Below are 23,075 nucleotides of genomic sequence, written 5' to 3'. Positions count from 1 at the left end.
AGGGGCTAAAAGTTCACTTTCGCGAAACACAGGTAATTTCTGTAAAGACAGGGGATGATCGTTTCCCAGCTGCTGACTTGTTTGCCATACCGGGGCATGAAGTCATATCCCTTATCCAGGTTCTTTAACGTAGGATAACGCGTAATCTTGCCCTCCGGGGAAATACTTTGGTCATTTAAGAGCATATTCCGGCGCTCGTACTGGTTGAAGAGGAAATGCAGCTCGCCGCCCGTGTTCATCATCTCATAGGAGATGAGGTTCTCCGACTCGTCGTCGAACTGGCTCTTGGGAATGATATTGCTCCATTGAATGCTGCCATCCTTGTCAAAAGCGATGATCATGATGTTCTCCGCATGGAAACGGGTGGCATAGTTGCCGTAATTCCTGTTCCAGGGATTATAGTAAGGACTGTAATAATAAGGCGAGTAAAAGCCGGGGCCAAAGGCCGGATTATACATATAGTCCCAGCGATTGAACATATTGCCCCGGGAAGTGGTGTACAGCGATTCGCTGATCAGGAGAAAGCCGCCGTCCCTTTTGACGATGATGTTCTTGATGAAAAAGTCGTTGAAGGCCATTTTCAGGTTGGCATCCGAGCTTTTTGCCAGGGCCCGCAGCTCATCATTGAAGATGGCCACCGTCTCTTTCAGGCGGGTATTGGTCCCCTTGTCCCAAACCACCGTGTAAAGCCCCTCGATATTGCCCCTCTTCTGCTTATAGTAAAAGCCCGTAAGGATAAATCTGCGATTGGTATTGTCCACTTTCATCTTGATCTCATCCAGGATCCTGTCGGCCGAACCGATGTCCTTCACTGAAAAGCTGTCCGCCTGGACATCCTTGGTGACGAGCGTTACCCGGGAGATATAGTCGTTGCTGCCGCTGCGCAGGAATTTTCCGAAGACCAGCTCGCCTTCATTGTCCAGCAGGAAGTCGGTGAACAGCTCGTTACGCTCTTCCATGGGCAGATACATCCTGTGTTTGTCCAGCACATTCAGCTGGGCGTCGTACAGCAGCGTGGTGAAAAGAAAATTCTTGTTGTTCTTGCTATTGATCTTGAACACCATGATCTTTTGCTTGTTCTCGCTGGCAATGGTCGTGTAGATCTTGTTATTGGCCGCAAAGCCGATCTGGGTAGTATCCAGCTCCATGGGCTCCCCCATCGGCTTGGCCATTCCATCCATCTTGACGGCCATGCAGTGTACGATGCTCTTGTGCTGGTGTTCGTAGATCATGTAAAAGTAGTCCGGGTAGGCTACAAAGTCTACATTGATATATTTATCCGGCATAAAGGCCAGGGGCACCCTCTGGACAAGCTTCATATCGCCGTTGTAGATGCAAATGGCATTATTTGAATTGTTATTCTTGAAAACCAGGTAGTTACCATTGATCTTGCCAATGATCTCGAAGTTCGTGCGCCGGTTGTCCTCCCGTTCGGGATCGGAATAGATGATCTGTTGAGCCGAGGTCAGGCGGGGGGCAAGCAGGGTCGAAAGCAATACTAAGGATGCCAGGATTCTGTTCATAATTGATGGTTTCCGCATGATAAATAATACGGATCTTATTCTTAAAAGGTATGTTAAAACCATTTGTAAGATAGCCAAAAGTTTGCTTGGTAGATGTTATACCATACTAAAACCTTGAGCGAAGCCTTTCGGGAAGGTTAATTCCGGATTAAAAATATTAAGATTTTATAAAAATCTGAGCCTGATAAAAATGCTACGCACGGTTTGTTTATTTCACTGTACTTTTGCCCTTGTGCCGGAAGATTCCGGCCATATTTATTAACAGACTCTCTCAGTTGTGAGCAAACAGATTAACAAAGTCAGCTTTCCCAACCTCGTTATTGCTTTAGGTATCATTTACGGCGACATCGGAACTTCACCCCTTTACGTTCTAAATGCTATTATCCACGGAAGGATCATCGAAGAGAAGCTCATCCTGGGCGCTCTTTCGTGTATCATCTGGACCCTTACATTACAGACCACTGTAAAATATGTCTGGCTGACACTTAAGGCGGACAACAATGGGGAAGGAGGTATCTTCTCCCTGTATGCGCTGGTACGCCGTCAGAAAAGGTGGCTTGTGCTGCCGGCGATGATAGGGGGTGCGGCCCTGCTGGCCGATGGGATGATCACGCCGCCCATTTCCGTCACCGCCTCCATCGAAGGTTTGCGGCAGCTGGAAACTTTCCGGTATATAGAACAGACGACCATCGTATGCATTGTGCTCGGCATCCTGGTGATCCTCTTTTTCCTGCAGCAATTTGGTACGGAGTCCATCGGCAAGCTGTTCGGTCCGATCATGACCATCTGGTTCGGCATGCTGGCCGTACTGGGCTGCAGCCACCTGCTGGATGACCTGGGCATCTTCAAGGCCCTTAGCCCCTATTACGCCATAGAATTGCTGACCACCTATCCCAAGGGCTTCTGGATCCTGGGCGCCGTCTTCCTCTGTACCACGGGGGCAGAAGCGCTGTATTCCGACCTGGGCCATTGCGGGAAAAGCAATATCCGGATCTCCTGGATCTATGTAAAGACCTGTCTGATATTAAACTACCTGGGACAGGGCGCCTGGCTGATGGCCAATTACCACGGTAGAGTCTTCGATACCAACCTGAGCAACCCCTTTTACAACACCATGCCGGGATGGTTCGTCGTACCGGGCATCATCATCGCCACCGCTGCTGCCATCATCGCCAGCCAGGCGCTTATCACGGGGTCCTTCACCCTGATCAGCGAGAGCATGCGTCTGAACCTCTGGCCAAAGCTGCGCATCAACTATCCCACGGAAGAACGGGGGCAGTCCTATATTCCCGCCATTAACTTTATGCTTTTTATCGGGTGCTGCGGCATCACTTTATATTTCCGGACTACCTCGAATATGGACGCCGCTTATGGCCTGGCCATCACCCTTTGTATGCTGGCCACCTCCATCCTCTTTGCCAATTACCTGGTCTCCCGGCGAACAAGCAGCCCATTCATCTATCTCTACCTGGCGGTATACCTCAGCATCGAGCTGAGCTTTCTCGCTGCCAACCTGGATAAGTTCAAGCACGGAGGTTATGTAACGCTCATCGTAGGCGGAGCCCTCTTCGCCGTCATGTATGTCTGGTTCAGGGCCCGTAAGATCAAGAACAGGTACGTCGAGTTTGTACGGATGGAACACTATATTCCCCAAATCCAGGAGCTGAGCAATGACCGGAGCATTCCCAAATTCGCGACACACCTCGTGTACATGACCAGCGCCAACAACCCCAAGGAAATAGAGCATAAGATCATTTACTCCATCCTGAATAAGAAACCCAAACGCAGCGACATCTACTGGTTCGTCCACGTGGATACCCTGGACGATCCATATACCGCAGAGTATTCGGTGGACCATATCATTCCGAATGACATCATACGGGTGGAGTTCCGCCTGGGTTTCCGCATAGAGCCTAAGATCAACCTCATGTTCCGCAAAGTGGTGGAAGACCTGGTGAACAACAAGGAAGTGAACATCACCAGCCGTTATGAATCGCTGGAACGGAACAACGTCGTAGGCGATTTCCAGTTCATCGTCATGGAAAAGTACCTGAGCCAGGACAATGAACTACCCTTTTTCGAACGGGTAGTGATGAAGCTGTATTTCTGGCTGAAAGAGATCAGCCTCTCGGAAGAACGCGGATTCGGCCTGGACCCCTCCAATGTGACGATCGAGAAATTCCCCCTGGTGGTATCGCCTGTGCCGAATTTCAACCTGAAGAGGATCGAGACGGAATAGCTGCGAGCACGAAAAAAAGCTGCAAGCTACAAGCTTCTAGCTACAAGGGGGCTTCATTAGATCCGGCTTGCAGCTTGTAGCTTGCAGCTTGAAGCTTATTTAAATGTTGCACGACCTACTATACGTAATAGGCGGCGCCGCTCTCCTGCTTGTCATCGCCTATTTCATCCAGGACAAGCTTATCTTTAAGCCGGAAAAGCTGCCGGCCAATTTCGTGTATAAATACGACATCCCTTTTAAAGAACTGTTCTTCGACGTCTCCGAAGGCGTACGCATCAACGGACTGCATTTTCACCGCCCCAGCCCGGCGGGAATGATCCTCTACCTCCACGGCAACAGCAGAAGCATCAAAGGCTGGGCGAAATATGCCCGGGACTTCTATCGCTTCAACTACGATGTGGTACTGGTGGACTACCGCGGCTTTGGCAAGAGCACGGGCCGCCGGGGCGAGGCCGCCATCCTGGGCGACCTTCAGTTCGTTTACGACACCCTCCTGCAACAATGCCCCGCCGACTGCCTGCTGCTTTATGGCCGCAGCATAGGCAGCGGATTTGCCGCCAAGATCGCTGCGGACAATGATCCCCGCTACCTGATCCTGGACAGCCCGTACTACAATTTCAGGAAGGTGGTGGAACGGTTTATTCCCCTGTTGCCCGTGCGATATGTGCTCAGGTATCATCTGCGCACCGACCTCTGGCTCCCCCGTGTTCGGTGCCACACCTATATCCTCCACGGCACCAGAGACTGGCTCATCCCCATACGACATAGCGAGCGCCTCCAACAGCTTAATCCCACCAGGATCACCCTCATCCGTATCCATGGCGGCGGGCATAATAACCTCAACACTTTCCCCGAGTATCACAATTTCATCAGGGACATACTGAAAGAGTAGCTGCGCAACTCTTTCAGGGCTACAAGCGACAAGCTACAAGCTGCAAGCTTGGACCGCATAAGTCCTTCTGAGCGTAAACAAACGACTTGTGGCTTGAAGCTTGTAGCTGTTTTATGTGCTATCTTGCCCCCTAATGACGAAGAAAAAGATCTTCCGCTGGGCAAAAGTTCTGATCCTGCTGTATTCCATCATCGGCATCGCCGCCTATTATCTCCAGGACAAGCTCCTCTTTCACCCCGAGCCGGTGGACAGGAAGACGAACTATCATTTCACACAGCCTTATTCGGAAGTCAACCTGGCCTATGATAAAGAGACCAACCTCAACATCATTCAATTCAAGCCGGAAGGCGCCGACACCCCAAAAGGAGTGGTGCTGTATTTCCACGGCAACCAGCAGAACGTAACCCATTATGCCCCCTATGCCGCCGACTTTACGGCTAAGGGCTATGAGGTCTGGATGCCCGATTACCCCGGATTCGGCAAAAGCACGGGAAAGCTCACTGAGAAAGCCCTGTATGCCCACGCGCTTATCGTATATAAGTTGGCCCGCAGCCGCTGGCCTCCGAGCCAGATCATCCTATATGGTAAAAGCCTGGGAACAGGCATAGCCGCGCAGCTGGCATCCATAAGGGATTGCCGCCGGCTGATCCTGGAATGCCCCTATTACAGCATGACGTCGATGGCCCGGCGCTATTTATTCCTGTATCCGGTGGGAAGTATGCTGCACTACCGGTTCCCCACGTACGAGTATCTCCCGGCGGTCACTGCGCCCATAACCATCTTTCATGGCACAAATGACGGAGTAGTGGCCTATAGCAATGCCGCGCGCCTTAAGGCGCTTCTTAAACCCGGAGACGAATTCATCGCCATCGATGGAGGCGGCCATAATGATTTGCACGATTTTTCCGCGTTCAGGCAAAAAGTAATGAAAGAGGAGTCCGCCTTTCCCAAAAAATGATGCATTTTTTGTACCTTTTGGCCAAATAACCTTCCTATGATCGGCAGCTATATAAAGATCGCCCGTAGAACTTTAAAGAAGAACAAATTAGTCTCATTCATCAACATTTTCGGATTGGGATTAAGCATGTCGGTCGGAATGATGGTAATGGTGATCCTGGAGACAGAGCTCAGCTATGATCATTTCCACCCTTACCCGGACAGGACCTCACGCATCATCAGCACTTACCATAAAAATGACGGCGCCCGCTGGTCGGTCGCAAGCACCCCCCTCCCCCTGTATCAGTTGCTAAAGGAGGATACTGCTGAAATTGAAGACGTCGTCAACCTTTACCCTGAGCTCCATGGAAAAGTCGCTTTCGGCACGAAGGAACTGGATCTGAACGGAGCTTTCACAGAACCTTCCTTTTTCACGGTGTTTGGGTTCAAGCTGGCGTCCGGCAATCCGGAAACAGCACTGATGAAGCCCAATGACATCGTCCTGACGGCGAATGCGGCTGAAAAATTCTTCGGCAGGGAAGATCCCATGGGAAAGATCATCAGCTGGGAAAATAAGGGCAATTTTGTCGTTACAGGAATATTGGCGAAAGACCAGGGAAAGTCCCATATCGATTTTGATGCCTATGCCCCCGCTTCGGCCATATCGCAGCTGGTGCAAAACAATCAGTTGCCTGACAAATCAGGGGATTGGGGAGATTGTATGGCGGCCTACACCTATGTGCTTATGAAAAAGGACGCGGGAACCAACACGCTCCACGGTCAGCTCAACTCTGTTGCCGAAAGGATCAACAAAGAGGACAAACAAGGAAAATTGTCTTTTGCCACACAGCCCATAGAAAAAATAAAACCGTCCACAGGCGCTATGTTCAACGACATCGGAGGAGGTACCTCCTGGTCGAAATTATGGGTAGAAATAGAGATCGCATTGCTTATCCTGCTGGCAGCCTGTTTCAATTATACAAACCTTTGTGTAGCCAGAGCCCTTACCAGGGCCCGGGAAGTAGGAGTTAGAAAAATAGCCGGCGCCAAACGCTATCAGATATTCATGCAATACATTATCGAAGCGTGCCTGAATTCGTTCCTGGCTTTGTTATTCGCGTGGATGCTGCTGATCGCCATTATACACTGGGCTCCCTTCAACGATGATTATGAAATGATCCCTTCGGCCTTCAAGTACAGCCTTTCTTTCGTCCTGTTTACCCTGGGTTACGCCCTTTTAACAGGCTTCCTGGCAGGTATTGCGCCAGCATGGATACTGTCTTCCTTTGATCCATTAAGGGTCCTGAAAAACCTTGTCACGGCAAAGGTCTTCGGCAAAATAGGTTTGCAAAAAGTGCTGATCGTTTTTCAATACAGCTTATCCCTTATCATTTTTATTTTTCTCTTCTCCTTTTACAGGCAATTCACATTTATGGCGGCGGCAGATCCCGGATTCAAGCGGGATAATGTATTGGTGGTACCCCTCGACGGCGTGGATGAAAAGATCGCTTCCAATGCGATCTCCGGTACGGGAGGCGTACAGGTCGTTTCCAGCCTGTCCACGACTTTCAGGCCGCATTACAACGGAATGCGGGGACCTGGATGGATTGACAACGCTCAGAAAGGCTCATTGACACTCAATTATTTTTTTACGGACGCCACGTTCATACCTGCCATGCAAATCAGGCTGCTCGCCGGAAGGAATTTCAGCGAAAGAGTTGACACGGCAATAGAACGGAATATCATCATAAACACCAAAGCCGCCAGGAGCCTGGGATACGCAAACTATGAGAACGCCCTTGGAAAAAAACTCTGGGTTAATGACTCCACCGCATTGGAGGTGATAGGCGTCGTGCAGGATTTCGCCTACGAAAATGCAGGCAAGCCGGTGGATCCAATGGCCTTCCGCAATAAAAAAGGCGCCAGTAATTACCTGTTCATCAGCGTTGACAAGGGTGATAAGACCTCTGTCGTCCGTCGTATTTCCCAGACCTGGAGTACATTTGCGGCATCCCGTCCTTTTTCTTACTCCTGGCTGGACGACGACCTGGAAAGAAAGGATTCGCAACGGGCTGTTCTCTCCCTGCTGGGTTACCTGGCCTTTATGACAATCAGCATTGCCACACTTGGGTTGCTTGGCCTGGTAATCTATAGCGTGGAAGTAAAAAGGAAAGAGATCAGTATCCGCAAGGTCATCGGCGCCAGCAACAAACAACTGGTTACATTGCTGTCTGCAAAATTTATTAAGCTGCTGGTTATAGCCGGGGCCATCGGCCTGCCCATAGGATACACCCTGAGCTACCTGTTCCAGCAGAATTTTGTGGCACGCGTCCGGTTCTTGTTTCCTTTCTCCTTGTTATGCTTTGTGCTATTGCTGGGCATAGGCCTGGTCACGATCATATCACAAACCTATAAAGCCTCCCGGGAGAAGCCTACTAAGAATTTAAAGGTCGAGTAAGCAACCCGACCTGAATTTCCTTATGCCAACTGAACTCCTATGTTGCTCTTGTCTGCCAGATTCCAGTAATGCCTTGCAATCGCCATATCGTATACCGCCATTCCCATAGGATTGAACATAACCACTTTATCCTCCACGCCTGTCAGTATATTGCCCTGAAATACATCTATGATAGTATGCACTTGCCCTTCATCCAGAGTCCCCTCCCTATGCATACACTCGATATCGGTATTTTCCCTGCAAACTTCTTCCCAGTTATCCACTATGATCAGGTCTGCCTTTCGCATAAATGCCGTAGTATAATCCCTTAAAGAAACATTCAAATGTAAAGAAGGCCGGATCGGAGGTCTATCGATGTACCGCGATTCAGATACCGTACAAGTAATGAAAACATCTGCGGCATCGAATACATCTTCCCAGCCCGGACAGAGAACTACCCGCTCCTTCCATCCCGAAGGAACTTCTTCCTCATTTATCTTTGTTAGATCGTACAAGTAGATCTTATCAATAAAGGGCTCAAAACATTCCATGATCATGGACAAATGCAGCCGGCCGATGAAACCATACCCGATCATGCCAAAATTGATCTTCCCCCGTACTGAGCCGGCCAGGTACTTGTTTATCACAGATCCGGTGACCGATGCCGTCCTGATCCCGCTGAGCAAGCCGGTGTTGAATATACAATAGGGTTTGCCGGTGTCGGATTCATTTAATATCATCACCGAATGTGCCCTGGGTATCCCTTTTTTAATGTTTCCGGGAAAGCTGGCGATCCATTTTATTCCAGCCGTATCGAATCCCCCTCCTACATAGGCCGGCATGGCAATGATCCTGTTCCTTGGGTCCTTGTATCTTAAATACGGTTTCACGGGCTGGCTGAACGCATGATCATTGATGACAGCCGTGGCGCTTTCTATAACTTCAAAAAGCGAGGGCCAGTCAATTCCGATCTTTAATACATCTTCTTCATTTAAATATCTCATAGTTTAAACTTTCTGATCAGGCTCTATATAATTAAAATATCGTCCATATCCTCCTCTTCTCCTTCCAGGAACCGGCTGAGCTCCCGGTGGCTCACTGCATGACCCAACCCGTAGTCCGACGGCGTATGCACGCCCCCCTTCCGGCGGCAACAATGATCGATCAGCATCCGCAGCTGATCCATGTACAGCTCTGCCAATCCCTCGATCGTCCGCTGCTCATACTGGCGGCCGCTGTAGTTCCACCACACCACCAGTTCTTCGCCTACCACTGATGCCGTGATCGAGAGCTTTCCTTCATATCCCTCCTCCTCGCGCTGTGGCCGCCCGGCCCACTCCGAGGCTCCCCGAAACCACCGGCTGCCACGCACCGCATTGTCCAGCTGACCCAGGTAGTTGAACACGATCTCATATTCATCGACCCCCTGCCTGCCCTCATCCAGCATATATCGCAGCACGCCATATCCCAACCCCTTGCGCGGCACCCGCCGCAATCGCTCCTTCACCGACTGTATCACATCCCCCGCGCCACTCCCCTCCACGCCCAGCAGAACAGGATACAAGCTGGTAAACCATCCCACCGTCCGGCTGATGTCCGCCTGACCTCCCCAATCTTCACGGCCATGTCCTTCCAACCCCACCAGCCACTCCTCCTCTCCTCCCCATGTCCGCAAGGCACCCCACAAGCCGCTCAGCAATATATCATTGATCTCCGTATGATATGCCTGGTTCGTCTCCTGGAGCAGCAGCCGCGTCTGCTCCCGGTCAAGATGGCGCGTCACCACCTTCGTATCCCCCAGCGTCGAACCCTCCCACTCCTGGTCCACCTGCAGCTGACGCCGGCCCCGCTCCTGCTCCTGCCAATATCCGCGCTCCATTTCCACCTCAGCTTTATATTCTTCCAATACATTATACCATTGCCGGTATGAACTGCCCTTCTTCCCCAACGCCACTTTCTCTCCCCGGCTCCGCCCATCCAGCAGCCGGTCCAGGTCCTCCAACAATATCCGCCAAGACACCCCATCCACCGCCAGGTGATGGATCACCAGCAGCAGCCGGTCATGGCTCATCCCCGGCCCCGTTCTTAGCAGCAAGCCCTGCAACAGCCGGCCCTCTTCCAGCGACAACTCCCGCTGATAGGCGTCGCACGTCCCGCTGATCCAGTCGCCCGTCTCCCGTGACCCCATGCCTTCGGGAATAGCCTGCTCACACCATCCGAACACCGCTTCCCGGCCATAATGCTGTTCCCATGCCCCCGACGCACCCTGCACATACCGGAATCGCAGCGCATCATGATGCAGCACCAGCTCCAGCAGGCTCTCCCTTATCCACTCTCCTCTTATCCCCTTTTCTACGTCCAGCAATACCGCCTGGTTATAATGTCCCCGGTACTTATACTCTTTCCTAAAAAAACGCGCCTGGATCGGCAACAAGCCACTGATCCCCTCCAGCTGCCCCGTCTCCCCTTCTTCCATTCCTTTCCGCTCACGCAGGTAGGCGCTCAACGCTCCGATGGTCTGCCACCGGAAGATATCCTGCGGATGAAACGCGATCCCCTCCCTCCGGCAACGGCTCACCACCTGGATCGTTATGATCGAATCTCCCCCCAGTTCAAAAAAATTATCCTCGCGTCCGATGGGGCTCCTTCCCAATATTTCCTCCCATACGCCGACCAGCAGCTCCTCCAGTTCATCCTGCGCTCCCACATATGCCTTTCTCTCCGAACGCACGAGATCCTGGCTGCTCAACGCCTTCCGGTCCACCTTACCGCTGCCTGTCAACGGCAGCTCCGCCAACCGCACCAGGATGCCCGGCACCATGTACTCCGGCAGCTCGCGCCGCAGGATCTCCTGCAGCCCCTCCACTTCCAGCTCCACCTCCAACACCACATACCCCACCAGCACCTTATGGTTCATCGCCTCGTCCTCCCGCGTCACCACCGCGCACTGCAGCACACCCGCACAGTTCGCCAGCGCCCGCTCGATCTCTCCCAGCTCCACCCGGTGACCACGGATCTTCACCTGCTCATCACGACGGCCCAGGTATTCCAGGTTCCCGCCTGCCAGCCATCGCGCCTGGTCCCCCGTCCGGTACATGCGTCCACCCCTAAATGGGTCCGGCACAAACTGCGCCGCCGTCAGGTCCGGACGATTCCAATATCCCCGCGCCACCTGCACCCCGCCCACACACAATTCCCCAACCACTCCCTCCGGCGCCAGCTGACCACGCTGGTCCAAAATATATACGCTGACATTGTTCAACGGCCTGCCGATCGTCACAGTTCCGTCCTGTAACACAGGCGTCTTCGACAGACTTATGCACACCGTATTTTCAGTTGGCCCGTAGGCATTGATAACATGTATACCCCTCGACTGAAAATTGTTTGCTATTTTGACATTCAATGGTTCGCCTGCGGAAACAATAGTGGTAAGCGCGAGGGTATCCTCTTTGAACACCTGCTGGTAAGAAGGAGGAAGCGTCGCTATCCCGATACCATATTCCGCTATGCATGCCTTCAATGACTCCGCGGACAGGATGTCCCCTGCTGCAGGTAAGATCAGGCAGCTCCCGCTGGATAGAGCAGTAAAGATCTCGGAACAGGAAGCGTCAAAGGAAGGCGATGCGAACTGCAGCATCCTCGTTCCGGGCCGCAGATGAAAATCCTCCACCTGGTTATGGACCAGGTTTACCAGCCCCCCATGCTCTATCATCACACCCTTGGGATGGCCCGTCGAGCCTGACGTATAGATCACGTAGGCCAGGTCGCTTCCATTCACCTCTACGGGTACATGCGCACCGGAACATGCCTCCATGTCCGCCGTGTCATTCAGCCAGATCACCTCCGCAAAATTGATCCCATCCAGTACATACCAAAGCATGCCCTGGCTCAGGACATACCGTGCTCCACTGTCCGACAACATATACCGGATACGCTCCGCGGGGTACGATGGGTCCACCGGCACATACGCGCCTCCCGCCTTCATGATCCCCAGGATCCCGATGATCATCTCAAATCCCCGCTCCACGCACAAGCCCACCAGTTCGCCCTTCTGCACACCGCGACCCACCAGGTAATGACCCAGCCGGTTGCTCTGTTCCTCCAGAGCGCCATAGCTCAGCGCCTTGCCTTCAAACCGCGCCGCCGCCGCACCGGGATCACGCGCCACCTGGGCCGCGAAAAGGTCCAGCACCGTAGCCCCCTGCCCAAAGTGACGGACCTTGTTCAATCCCAGTAAAGACAGCTTCTCTTCCGGGCGTATATATTCTATATCTTTCAAAACAACGTTGCTGTCACCCGCTATGATCTCCAGCATTCTGATCAAATGCAGTCCCATCCTTTCCACATCCTTCTTTAAGAACAGGTCCGAGTCATAGTCGATGGAAAGGTTTAATCCTTCCATTGTTTCAATGAAGTTGAACACCAGGTCAAATCTGCTGGTCTTTGCAGGATCACCGAAACGATCGAGCCTGACACCCGGCATTTCCGGAATATCATACAGGGAGCCTGCATTTTGCAACGTCACCTGCACATCAAAAAGGGCCTGCCGGCTGGGATTCCTGGTTAAGTTAAGCTCTTCTACCAATTTATCGTATGGATAATCCTGGTGCTCGTAAGCCAGCAGGGTAGTATGCCGCACCGTTTGCAATAATTTTTCAAAAGAGTCCTCTCCATTGAACTTATTCCGCAAGGCCAGGGTATTGACATAAAACCCTACCTGGTCTTCCAGGTCTTTTACTGTCCGGCCTGAAACGGGCGTACCTATGACAATATCTCTTTCCCCTGTATAGCAATAGATAAAGGCATTGACGGAAGCCAGCAAGGTCATGAAAAGGCTCGCCTGCTGTTGTTTCCCGACCTCGGCCAGTCTGTATCCCGTCGCTCCTCCAACAATGAAACCTACGCTGTCACCGTTGTAATTCTTTTTATCCGGCCTTTGTCGCGCCACCGGCAGGTCCAACTCGGGTATGGGCCCCTGGAACATACCTAACCAATATGCCCGGTGATCATCATACCTGGACTTCCTGAGCTCTTCGTTTTGCCAAAAGCTAAAATCCTTATAATGGATCCGCAGCTCCGGCAACGTGTGAGGCCGGCCCGAAACGAATGCGCCATAGATTGCTGCGATCTCGCGTGTCAGCAGATCGAGGGACCAGCGGTCCGAAATAATATGGTGCGTGACAAACAGAAAAACATATTCATCCTCGCGGGTATGTAACAGCGTTGCCCTAATCAAGGGTACCTTCTGCAGATCGAAAACGAAATTGAACTCCTGCTCCGCAACAGTCCGCGCGGCCGATGTGACATCTTCGGCCTGCCGCAGATCGATGGAACGCAGCGCAAAAAGTGCGTCGTCGGGATGATGTATCTTTTGCATGGGACCATTGTCCATGTACAAAAAGCTCGTCCGGAGTATCTCATGTCTTCTTATCAGCTCCATATAAGCGGCCGCAAAAGCCTTGCTATCAAGACGGCCTGTCAGGCGGTATCCGCCCGCCATGTTATAAGCAGCATTATTCCCACTCAGTTGATCCATAATCCACAGCCGCCTTTGGGCATGTGATAAGGCATAAGCCTCCTGTTTTTCCGCAACGGGGATCCCCTCAAACCCCGACATTCCTTTCTTTTCTATCAGGTCGCTCAATTCCCGTATGGTAGGGTTGTTAAACAGCTCCTGCAGCTCCACTTCCACCTGCATGTCTTTTTGCAGGCGCAGCACCATCCTGGTCGCCGTAAGGCTATGCCCCCCCGCCTCAAAGAAATTGGTGTTAATGCCGATCTCGCTTTTCTTCAATATGGCTTTCCATATCTCCGCCAACCTTTGCTGCAAGAGATTCTGAGGACCCTGGTCCATACCGGCAGCGTCATTGCCTGCAGCAGCAGCCAGCTCAAGTATCTTTTTCTTATCCACTTTCCCCGAACTGTTCAAGGGGATCTTCTCAAGATATAACAGCCTGTTGGGGATCATGTAAGGAGGTAAGGTCGTTTTCAACTTTTCATATATCTCCTTTGACGGAATGGAGGATGGGCCAGTGAACGCCGCAAGGATCTCCACCTGGGACGCAAGCGTATCCGATCCGTAAAGCCCGGTCACAACGGCTTTATCGATGCCTTCGATACGGGTGAGAGATGCCTCGATCTCCTGGAGCTCGACCCTGACTCCCCTGATCTTCACCATATGGTCCTTCCTTCCCCAGTATAATACCGCTCCATCCGGAAGCCAGCTTCCGATGTCCCCCGTCTTGTAGATCAGCTCTCCATTCCCGTCTTTCCTGGGGACCAGCTTTTGTCGTGTAAGATCGTCATCATTCAGGTAACCCGCACATACGCCCAGGCCCCCTATGTAGATATCCCCTTTCATATAGGGAGGCACCTGCTCCATTTTTTCGTTGTAGATATAGATGCTTGTATGATCGATGGGCCTGCCGATGGGTATCTTTCCATCGTCACGGTGATCCAGCCGGTAAACAGTTGAAGAAGCGCTGCATTCCGAGCAGCCGTAGATATTATGGATCTCAAAATCGTATTTATAATGGCGTTTCAGCTCTTCACCGCTCAGGATCAAACACCGCAAGGACGTAAGCGCATCAATAGCTGTTGTCTCTGCAAAATGTTCAAACACCGAAGGGACGAATTGAAGGATGGTCGCTCCGATGCCGGTGAGCCAGGCCGACAAAGCCCGGGAGTCATTTATTATTTCATTATAAGGTCTTAAATAAATGGAAGACGCACCCAGCGTGACCGGGAATAGGAGTTCGCAGATGGAATCCACAAAATTGATCACCGTCTTTTGAGGAAAGACATCCTTTGGCCCCATATTGAAATATTCCTTGAACCATTGAAGCTGGTTCACCAGGTTCAGATGCGTCAATTTCACAGCTTTCGGCTTTCCCGTACTCCCCGACGTGAAGATAAGGTATGCCACATCTGCCGGCGAGCATACAGGCAAGGAACCATTCTGCCTGTGCTCATCTATAGCTTCCTCCTGCTGGCGGAAGAAGACCACCTTGTCTGTAAGTGTCGCAAATTCTTTATTGTTCGTGATCAATAGGCCTGCCTTACTGTCTCTAATCAGGGCGGATATACGGCCGGCGGGCAAGGAGGTCTCCAATGGGAGCACGATCCCCCCGGCTTTCAGGACAGCCATGATGCTGATGGGTAAGGCCGGAGACGATTCCAATGCAATCGCAATGATGTCTCCTTTCCTCACCTGGCAGCTGTCCATTAGATAACCGGCCAGAGAATGGCTCTTCGCATGCATCCTTTCATAGGACATGGCAAAGGTTTCATGGACGATGGCCGTCGCCGCGGGCGTCCTTGCCGCCTGCTCGTCGAAAAGCTCATGGATCGTCTTTGTCAGACAAGGCGAGGAGACGGATCGGTTGGTTAAAGCTTCCGTTTGCAGCCTCTCTTCATCCGTCATCAGCGAAATTTTTTCCAGCAGCATATCGGGGTGATCGATAAAGGCGTGTACGATGTGGTCAAAATGTCCTTTTATCAACCCGATGTATGCTCCCGGCAGGAGGCTGCCGTTATAGTTGAATCCGATACGAAATTGCTTATCCTTGCTGATGGTCAGCGTCAATAAGTAGTTGGAATGATCTTTTAAGCGCAGGTCCTCGATCTCAAGCGTGTTCTTCCTGGCCAGCACCTCTCCCATCGGGTAGTTCTCGAATAGCAGCACGCTGTCGAACAGGTCCCCCGTTATCCCCTGCCAACCCTGGATACGAGCCAGCGGCGTATACTGGTATTCCCGTGCCGCAGTATGTTCTTCCTGCAGCCGGCGCAGCCATGCCAGCACCGTCATCTCTTCTTCCAGCCTCACATACAACGGGATCGTATTGATATACAACCCTACACGGTTTTCGGAGCCCGCCAGTTCTCCAGGACGGCCCGACACTGTCACCCCATACACCACAGCCTCGTCGCCGCTGTACCTTCCTAACAGGAAGGCCCACACGCCTTGCATGATCGTGTTCACCGTCACATGGTGACGCTGTCCGAACTCCCTGATCCGGTCCGTCAGATCCTCCTCCAGTACCAGCTCCTGGTAACCATACTCACCTATCCCTTTATTCCGCTCCCCGCGCCCGTCTGCAAACGGCAGCAACGTACCCTGCTCCAGCCCCTTTAAATACCCTTGCCAGAACTTCCTTTCCTCCCGTTCGTCCCGCCCTCGTATAAATCGGATATAATCTCCATAATTGTCTTCTGCTCCCCCTTTCACCTCCCGGCCTTCCCACAAACGCTCATAATTATCCAGTAGTTCCCCCATCAACACAGGCATCGACCACCCATCTACCAGGATATGATGGATCGACCACACCAACTGATGACGGCTCCCCCCCAGGCGGATCACCGTCACCCGCATCAGCGGCGGCCGGTGAAAATCAAATCCGCGTCCGTATTCCTCCTTTATAAACAATTCCAAAGCCGCCGCCTGCTCGGCTGCACTTAGCTTTCTGTAATCCAGCACCTCGAACGGCAGCTCCACATCCCTGTACACGCATTGCACCGGAACGCTCAGCTCCGCATAATGGAAGCCGCTCCGCAGAATGCTGTGCCGCGCCAGCAGCAGTTCCCAACTCCGCCGGAACAGATCCACATCTACCTCTCCCAGCGCACAACTGAACTGTAGCGCGTAGGCGCTGGAATGTTTGTCGTAGATCCCATGGAATAATATTCCTTCCTGTAAACCGCTTAACCCATAGATCGATTGCTCCCTCAATACCTCCCGCCGCAGTTCTCCCCGCCATGTCCGGCCTTCCAGGAACCTGCTCAGTTCGTGGTTCCCCACCGCATGACCCAACCCAAAGTCCGATGGCGTATACACCGTCTCCCGCTGCTGTCCGCAATGGTCGATCAAAACCCGTAACTTTTCCATATACCCCTCCGCCAACTGCTTCACCGTCTCTTCCTCATACTGCCGGCTGCTGTAGTTCCACCATACCACCAGTTCCTCCCCCACCACCGACGCCGTGATGGAAAACTTCCCCTCAAACGGGTTTTCTGCTCTTTCCACAGCACCCACATGCTCCCCGGCTCCCCGCAGCCACCGACTCCCGCTCACCGCATTGTCCACCTGGCCCAGGTAATTGAATACCACGTCATATTCATCCGCATTCATCCTATTCCCGTCCCGCAGGTACCTGAGCACCCCATATCCCAATCCTTTGTGCGGCACACGACGCAATCGCTCCTTCACGGACCGGATGACATCGCCCGGTCCGCTCCCTTCCACGCCGAGTATCACAGGATACAAAGTTGTAAACCATCCCACCGTCCGGCTCAGGTCCACTTCCCCGCGCCAATCCTCCCGACCATGTCCTTCCAGCCCGATGAGCCACTCCCCGGTTCCTCCCCATTCCTGCAACGCCTCCCATAAACCGCTCAATAAAATATCATTGATCTCTGTATGATACGCCTGGTTCGTCTCCTGCAGCAACCGCCGTGTCTGCCTGCGATCCAATCGCATTACCGCCACCCGTACGTCCGACTGCACCGATCCTTCCTCCTCCTTGTCCACCTTCATCCTCCGGGGGCCTGCGGCCTGCTCCTCCCAATATTTACGCTCTGCTTCCACCTCCTCACCGTACTGCTCCAACATCTTATACCATTGACGGTACGAACTGCTCTTCCTCCCAAGGTCCGTCACTTCACCACGGCTCCTCCCTTCCAGCAGCCGGTCCAGGTCCTCCAGCAATATCCGCCACGACACGCCGTCCACGGCAAGGTGATGGATCACCAGCAGCAGCCGGTCATGACTCATCTCAGGACCCGTCCTTAGCAGCAAACCCTGTAACAGCCGCCCCTCTTCCAGCGAGAGCCCCCGCTGGCAGGCATCACACGCCCCGCTGATCCAGTCGCCCGCTTCCGGTAACCCCATACCCTTTGGAACATCCTCCTCTCTCCATCCGAATACAGCTTCCTTCCCGTATCGCTGCACCCATCCCCCCGATGCCTGCTGCTCATACCGGAATCGCAGCGCATCATGGTGCATCGCCAGCAGCCGGAGGCTCTCCTCCACCCACTCTCCTTTCACTCCCTTCACGATCTCCAGCAATATCGCCTGGTTATAATGATTCGGGTCCTTATATCCCTTCCTGAAAAATCTTTCCTGTATAGGCAGCAGACCGCTGGCCCCTTCCAGCAAACCTGCTTCCCCCCGGTATACCTCTTTCCGCTCCCGCAGATACATAGCCAATGACCGGATCGTCTGATATAGGAAAAGGTCACGGGGATGAAGCTCCAACCCCAGCCGCCGGCAACGGCTCACCACCTGGATCGTAATGATCGAGTCTCCGCCCAGTTCAAAAAAATTATCCTCCCGTCCGATTGGGCTCCGGCCCAATACTTCCGACCATACGCCCGACAACAACAGCTCCAGCTCCCCTTCCGCCGCCGCATATTCAGACGACGCCACACGGCCAACCTCCAGCCGGCTCAATGCCTTCCGATCCACCTTCCCGCTGCCCGTCAGCGGCAGCTCCGGCAATCGCACCACTATGCCGGGAACCATATACTCAGGCAACCGCCTCCGTAGATAAACAGAGATCGCCTCCCTGTCGAGGTCTTCCTCCATCACCACATAGCCTGCCAGCGTCTTATGGCTCCCATTGCCTTCCTCCCGCAACACCACCGCACACTGCGACACCCCCTTGCAGCTACCCAGCATCCGCTCGACCTCCCCCAGCTCAACGCGGAATCCACGGATCTTTACCTGCTCGTCCTTCCGGCCCAGGTACTCGATAGTTCCATCCGGCAACCACCTCCCAAGATCGCCGCTCCGGTAGAGACGCCCCCCTGCATCACCGAACCGGTCCTCCACAAAACGCTCCGCCATCAGCTCCGGACGCTTCAGGTATCCTCTTGACACACCCGCTCCGCCTATATACAACTCACCCACAAAACCCAGAGGCGCCGGGTGGCCGCTGTCATCCAACAGATATACCCGCAAGGTCGGTATCGCACGACCGATGATACTTCCGCCCCTTTTCATCTCCTCCTCCCCGATCTCCTGGTACGTCACGTGCACCGTCGTCTCCGTAATGCCATACATATTGATCAGCTTGCACCCGGGATACAAGCCTTTCCACTGCGTTACCCTGCCCAGGTCCAACGCCTCGCCTCCAAAGATCACATATCTTACCGCCAGCGCCTGCGGGTGGGAAGCCATCTGCTCCTGCAGTGCATAAAAAGCCGAAGGCGTCTGGTTCAGCACCGTCACCGCCTCTCTTGCCAGTAGTGCCCCGAACCTCTCCGCATCCCGCGTTACCTCCTTCTCCACGATCACCAGTCTACCCCCATACAACAACGCTCCATACATCTCCCAAACCGAAAAATCAAAACAAAAAGAATGGAACAGCGCCCATACATCTTCTTTATTGAAATCATACAATAGGTTTGCCGCATCGAACAACTGCACCACGTTGCGGTGCTCCACCATCACTCCTTTCGGCCGGCCCGTCGACCCTGATGTATAGATCACATATGCCAGGTGCTCCGGCCGCAGTCCCGACCGGGGACGCTCCGTCGCATATCCTTCCCCCACTTCCCCCACCAGCACCACGCGCCCGCCATACCCTTTAGGCAGCGCACCCCGGCTTTCCCGGCTGCTCAATACTACAGCCGCCCCTGTATCTTCCAACATAAATTCTATCCGCTCCAAAGGATATTCCGGGTCTATCGGCACATATGCACCCCCAGCCTTCATGATCCCCAATATCCCTATCACCATCTCCATCGATCGCTCTATGCAGATGCCTACCAGCTGCTCAGGGCCCACCCCTAGTTCCCGCAGATAGTGACCCAATCGGTTGCTCCGTTCTTCCAGCTCCTCATAGCTCAGTGACAAATCCTCAAATCTCATCGCCTCGGCCGATGGCGTCCGCGCAGACTGTGCAGCAATGAGGTCTATGATCGTGCCATCCCCCCCGGGAACGGAGGCGCCGGCAAATTCCGACAGCCTGTTGGTTTCTTCTTCCGAAAGAATAAAAATATCTCCGATCCGCTGATCATCCTGTCCGACGATGCTTCCGAGCAGATTACAAAAATGACCGCCCATCCTCCGGATGGTATCTTCATTGAAAAGGTCGGTGCAATATTCAATGCTCAGCAGCAGCTCCTCCTTAGTCCTGAAGACATTGAAAATAATATCGAACTTTGCCGTTGACTGTTTGATCACCACCGGCGTGGCCTTTAGACCTCCGGGAAGGGTATCCGGCAGCTGCGGCATATCCTGCAAGCTGAACAGAACATCAAAAAGAGGGTTGCTATCAAGGGTTTTTTCGATATTCAATGACTCGACAACCTTTTCAAAAGGCGCTTCCTGGTGGCTGAAAGCTTCCAGAACGCCGTCCTTTACCCTTTGGAGCAAGACGGTAAATGAAGGGTTATCGTCCAGATCTGTTCTAATGACCAATGTATTGACAAAAAATCCTATCAACCCTTCCACGTCAGGATGGGTCCGGCCGGCAACAGGCGTTCCGATGGAAATATCTTTTTGGCCGCTGTACCTATGCAATAACACATTTAGCGCGGACAGCAAGGTCATGTATAAGGTGGCATTCTCCCTGTGTGCCAGCCTCATGAGGCCGTCTGCTGTTGCCGCATCAATAACAAAACGGATCTCGCTCCCGCTGGTGCTTAACGTTGAAGGCCGCGGATAGTCCGTTGGTAAATCCAGCCGCTGAGCGCCGGACAGTTTCTTTCGCCAGTATTCAAGTACTCCGGCGGCAGATGGGCCCTTTAACGCATTCCGCTGCCAGATGGCATAATCCGCATATTGCACAGGAAGGTCTTTTAAACCCGAAGGCCGCTGTTCGCACCTGCTGCCGTATAGCTCTAAAAATTCTGCTGTCAATAAAGGTATGGACCATCCGTCGGAAGCAATATGATGGATGACAATGGTCAGTAAATAGGAATCGACGGCCGTTCTTATAAGCATAGCCCTCAAGGGCACATCGGACGAAAGATCGAACGGGGCGGCAATAAATTCTTTGATCACCGGTTCCGGCAAGCCTGCCGGATCCGAAAGCTCCTTGAAATACTGCTCGTCACGTAATGTATCCGGCGACAGGATCTGCTGGTGAGGTTTGTCATCTTCCGTTCCTATCACCGTCCGTAACACTTCATGTCTTTGCAGAAGTGCCCGGAACGTATATTTCAACGCGGCAACATCCAGTCCGCCCTCGAACCTGAGCACCACCGGGTTGTGATATTGCGTGCTCCCGAATAAATGATCGATGGCCCACAACCGCTCCTGGGCGAATGACAGCGGCAATTGATCCATTCCCTCCCTGGCGGTAATTATATTGCCGGCACCCGGGCTTACGGGCCGGTTAGCTTTTAAAAAATTAATGATAGCGGTCTTATGGCTCCTGAGATCCGCAAGGACATCTTCATCGATGGCTTCATTATCCGGGGTCCTGATCACCAGGCTCTCACCATCGCAATCAATGGAAATCCCCTTCCTCCTGATCTTCTGAAGAACGTCCGCCAACGTGCTGCTCGCTGCTTTTTCCATAATCGTTAATTGATATTGCTTTTAACCCATTCCTTATTATAGATATTATCCAGGTAGGCAGTGCCCTTATCGGGGCAGACAAACAAAGCCGTCTTATCCTTTTCACCGCGTTCCTGCAAATAACAGTTTGCAGCGTAGTAGGCCGCTCCGGCCGATGCCCCTACGAAGATGCCCTGCCCGTTCAGCAGGTCCGTGCAGCCCTTCACGATTTCATGCTGGGATAATATGATCACGTCATCGATCAGCGCCTTGTTAATGATCGCTGACCGCATGCTCGCCCCAATGCCGGATATCGACCTGGGTTTGGCCTGATCACTGAATATCAGGGAACCCTGCACATCCACCGCAATGATCTTTATATCTTTGAACTTCTCTTTTAGCTTCAATGAAAGTCCCGTTATCGTCCCCCCCGTACTAACGCTGACGAAGAGGTAATCCAGTTTCGGAAAACTATTTACGATCTCTTCCGCCAGCGTATAATAATAAGCCAGGTAGTTGTGCCGGTTCTCGTATTGATTGGGATTATAAGCATTTTTATTTTCCGCTTTGTAGGCTGCTACAGCCTTAATCCTCGTTAACAGGTAACCCTCTGTAGCGTCCCTTTCCGTAACCTTTATTACATCGTGGGACAGTAGCCTCAGCAGGCTTTCCTTTTCTGATACGATGTTGGGGTCGATCACGGGAATAAATTTCAAGGATAACATTTTACATATTCCACCCAGGGCAATGCCAAAATTGCCGGAGGTAGATTCCACTATCACCGTGTCCTCATTGATCAGGTCTTCCGCAATGGCATTGTATAGGATATTATAAGCAGCCCTGTCTTTAATGCTCCCCCAGAAGCTCATATACTCCAGTTTTGCAAACAGGCGGCAGGGTGCATTCCTAAGCTGCACAACGGGGGTATTGCCGATGAGGCTTTTTACAGTCTTTATCTTTTCTAATAGTTCCATGGTAATAGTTTCTAGATTCTTATTTCTTTTAATTCGCCGGCGGAGGTTTTCTCATTGCTATATTTGATCACCATCAACGCGTCTTCTATCAGGGACCCCAGCGTTTCAATGGTAGGGTACTCGAAGATCGACTGGATCTCCAGCGTGACCCCCAGCCGCCGCCTGATGCGCGAAGCCACCTGCGTCGCCTTCAGCGAGTGCCCTCCCAATTCAAAAAAATTGTCCCTCACTCCAAACACATCTACTCCCAGGACCTCCCGCCAGATCTCCACTAACGCTTCCTCCACTTCATTCGATGCCTCCCTATGTTCCCCGCCTCCAGGCAGCCCGGCGCCTTTCTTTATCTCCGGTAGCTGCCACCTGTCGATCTTCCCATTCTCCGTCAGCGGTATCCGCCCGATCTCCATCACATCCCGCGGGATCATCTGCGCTGGCAGACGGCCCGATAACAGTTCCCGCCAATCCCGTCGCCCATCACCATTCCTTTCTTCCATCACCACATATCCCTGTAAATATTTATTGCCCTGCTCATCTTCCCGGTCCACCACCACCGCCTCCTTCACCCCCTCC

9 protein-coding genes are annotated in these 23,075 nt (G+C 52.7%); 4 read left to right on the top strand and 5 right to left on the bottom strand.

The genetic code is table 11. The annotated features are described in order from the left end of the window. Positions 1-5: 5 nt before the first annotated feature. Positions 6-1,523 carry a hypothetical protein gene (locus tag Q4E93_RS00045; protein ID WP_303581905.1) on the bottom strand — a complete coding sequence of 506 codons (1,518 nt, stop codon included), beginning with the start codon at positions 1,521-1,523 and terminating at the stop codon, positions 6-8. A 277-nt stretch (positions 1,524-1,800) separates the two neighbouring features. On the opposite strand from Q4E93_RS00045, the gene Q4E93_RS00040 reads away from it, so the two are divergent. From Q4E93_RS00040 to Q4E93_RS00025, 4 genes are all read left to right on the top strand, one after another. Beyond that, positions 1,801-3,762 (top strand): KUP/HAK/KT family potassium transporter, encoded by a 1,962-nt coding sequence (locus Q4E93_RS00040; protein WP_303581903.1) that lies wholly within the window; start codon positions 1,801-1,803, stop codon positions 3,760-3,762. A gap of 103 nt (positions 3,763-3,865) precedes the next feature. After that, on the top strand, positions 3,866-4,654 hold the full coding sequence (locus Q4E93_RS00035) for an alpha/beta hydrolase (protein ID WP_303581901.1): 789 nt from the start codon (positions 3,866-3,868) through the stop codon (positions 4,652-4,654). Positions 4,655-4,787: 133 nt separating this feature from the next. Next, positions 4,788-5,612: an alpha/beta hydrolase gene (locus Q4E93_RS00030; RefSeq protein ID WP_303581899.1), complete on the top strand. Its 825-nt coding sequence runs from the start codon at positions 4,788-4,790 to the stop codon at positions 5,610-5,612. 36 nt (positions 5,613-5,648) lie between these two features. Continuing rightward, positions 5,649-8,048, top strand: a complete 2,400-nt coding sequence (locus Q4E93_RS00025) for an ABC transporter permease (RefSeq protein WP_303581896.1) — start codon at positions 5,649-5,651, stop codon at positions 8,046-8,048. A gap of 20 nt (positions 8,049-8,068) precedes the next feature. Here the strand turns inward: Q4E93_RS00025 and Q4E93_RS00020 are convergent, their stop codons facing one another. The 4 genes from Q4E93_RS00020 to Q4E93_RS00005 all read right to left on the bottom strand — a co-directional run. Beyond that, the gene (locus Q4E93_RS00020) at positions 8,069-9,031 is read right to left on the bottom strand and encodes a 2,3-diaminopropionate biosynthesis protein SbnB (protein WP_303581894.1); all 963 of its coding nucleotides are present in this window, start codon (positions 9,029-9,031) and stop codon (positions 8,069-8,071) included. Positions 9,032-9,054: 23 nt separating this feature from the next. Continuing rightward, positions 9,055-21,552, bottom strand: coding sequence for a non-ribosomal peptide synthetase (locus tag Q4E93_RS00015; RefSeq protein WP_303581892.1), 12,498 nt, complete (start codon positions 21,550-21,552; stop codon positions 9,055-9,057). 5 nt (positions 21,553-21,557) lie between these two features. Next, a complete protein-coding gene (locus Q4E93_RS00010; RefSeq protein WP_303581890.1) occupies positions 21,558-22,505 on the bottom strand; it encodes a pyridoxal-phosphate dependent enzyme in 948 nt (315 codons plus the stop codon). Positions 22,506-22,516: 11 nt separating this feature from the next. Continuing rightward, on the bottom strand, positions 22,517-23,075 hold a 559-nt coding region (locus Q4E93_RS00005; RefSeq protein ID WP_303581888.1), incomplete at its 5' end, for a phosphopantetheine-binding protein.

The organism is Flavitalea plasmicola (assembly GCF_030546645.1).
Classification (GTDB): Bacteria; Bacteroidota; Bacteroidia; order Chitinophagales; family Chitinophagaceae; genus Puia.
Note: the sequence above shows the minus strand (reverse complement) of the source record. Positions and strands in the feature narration are given on the sequence as shown.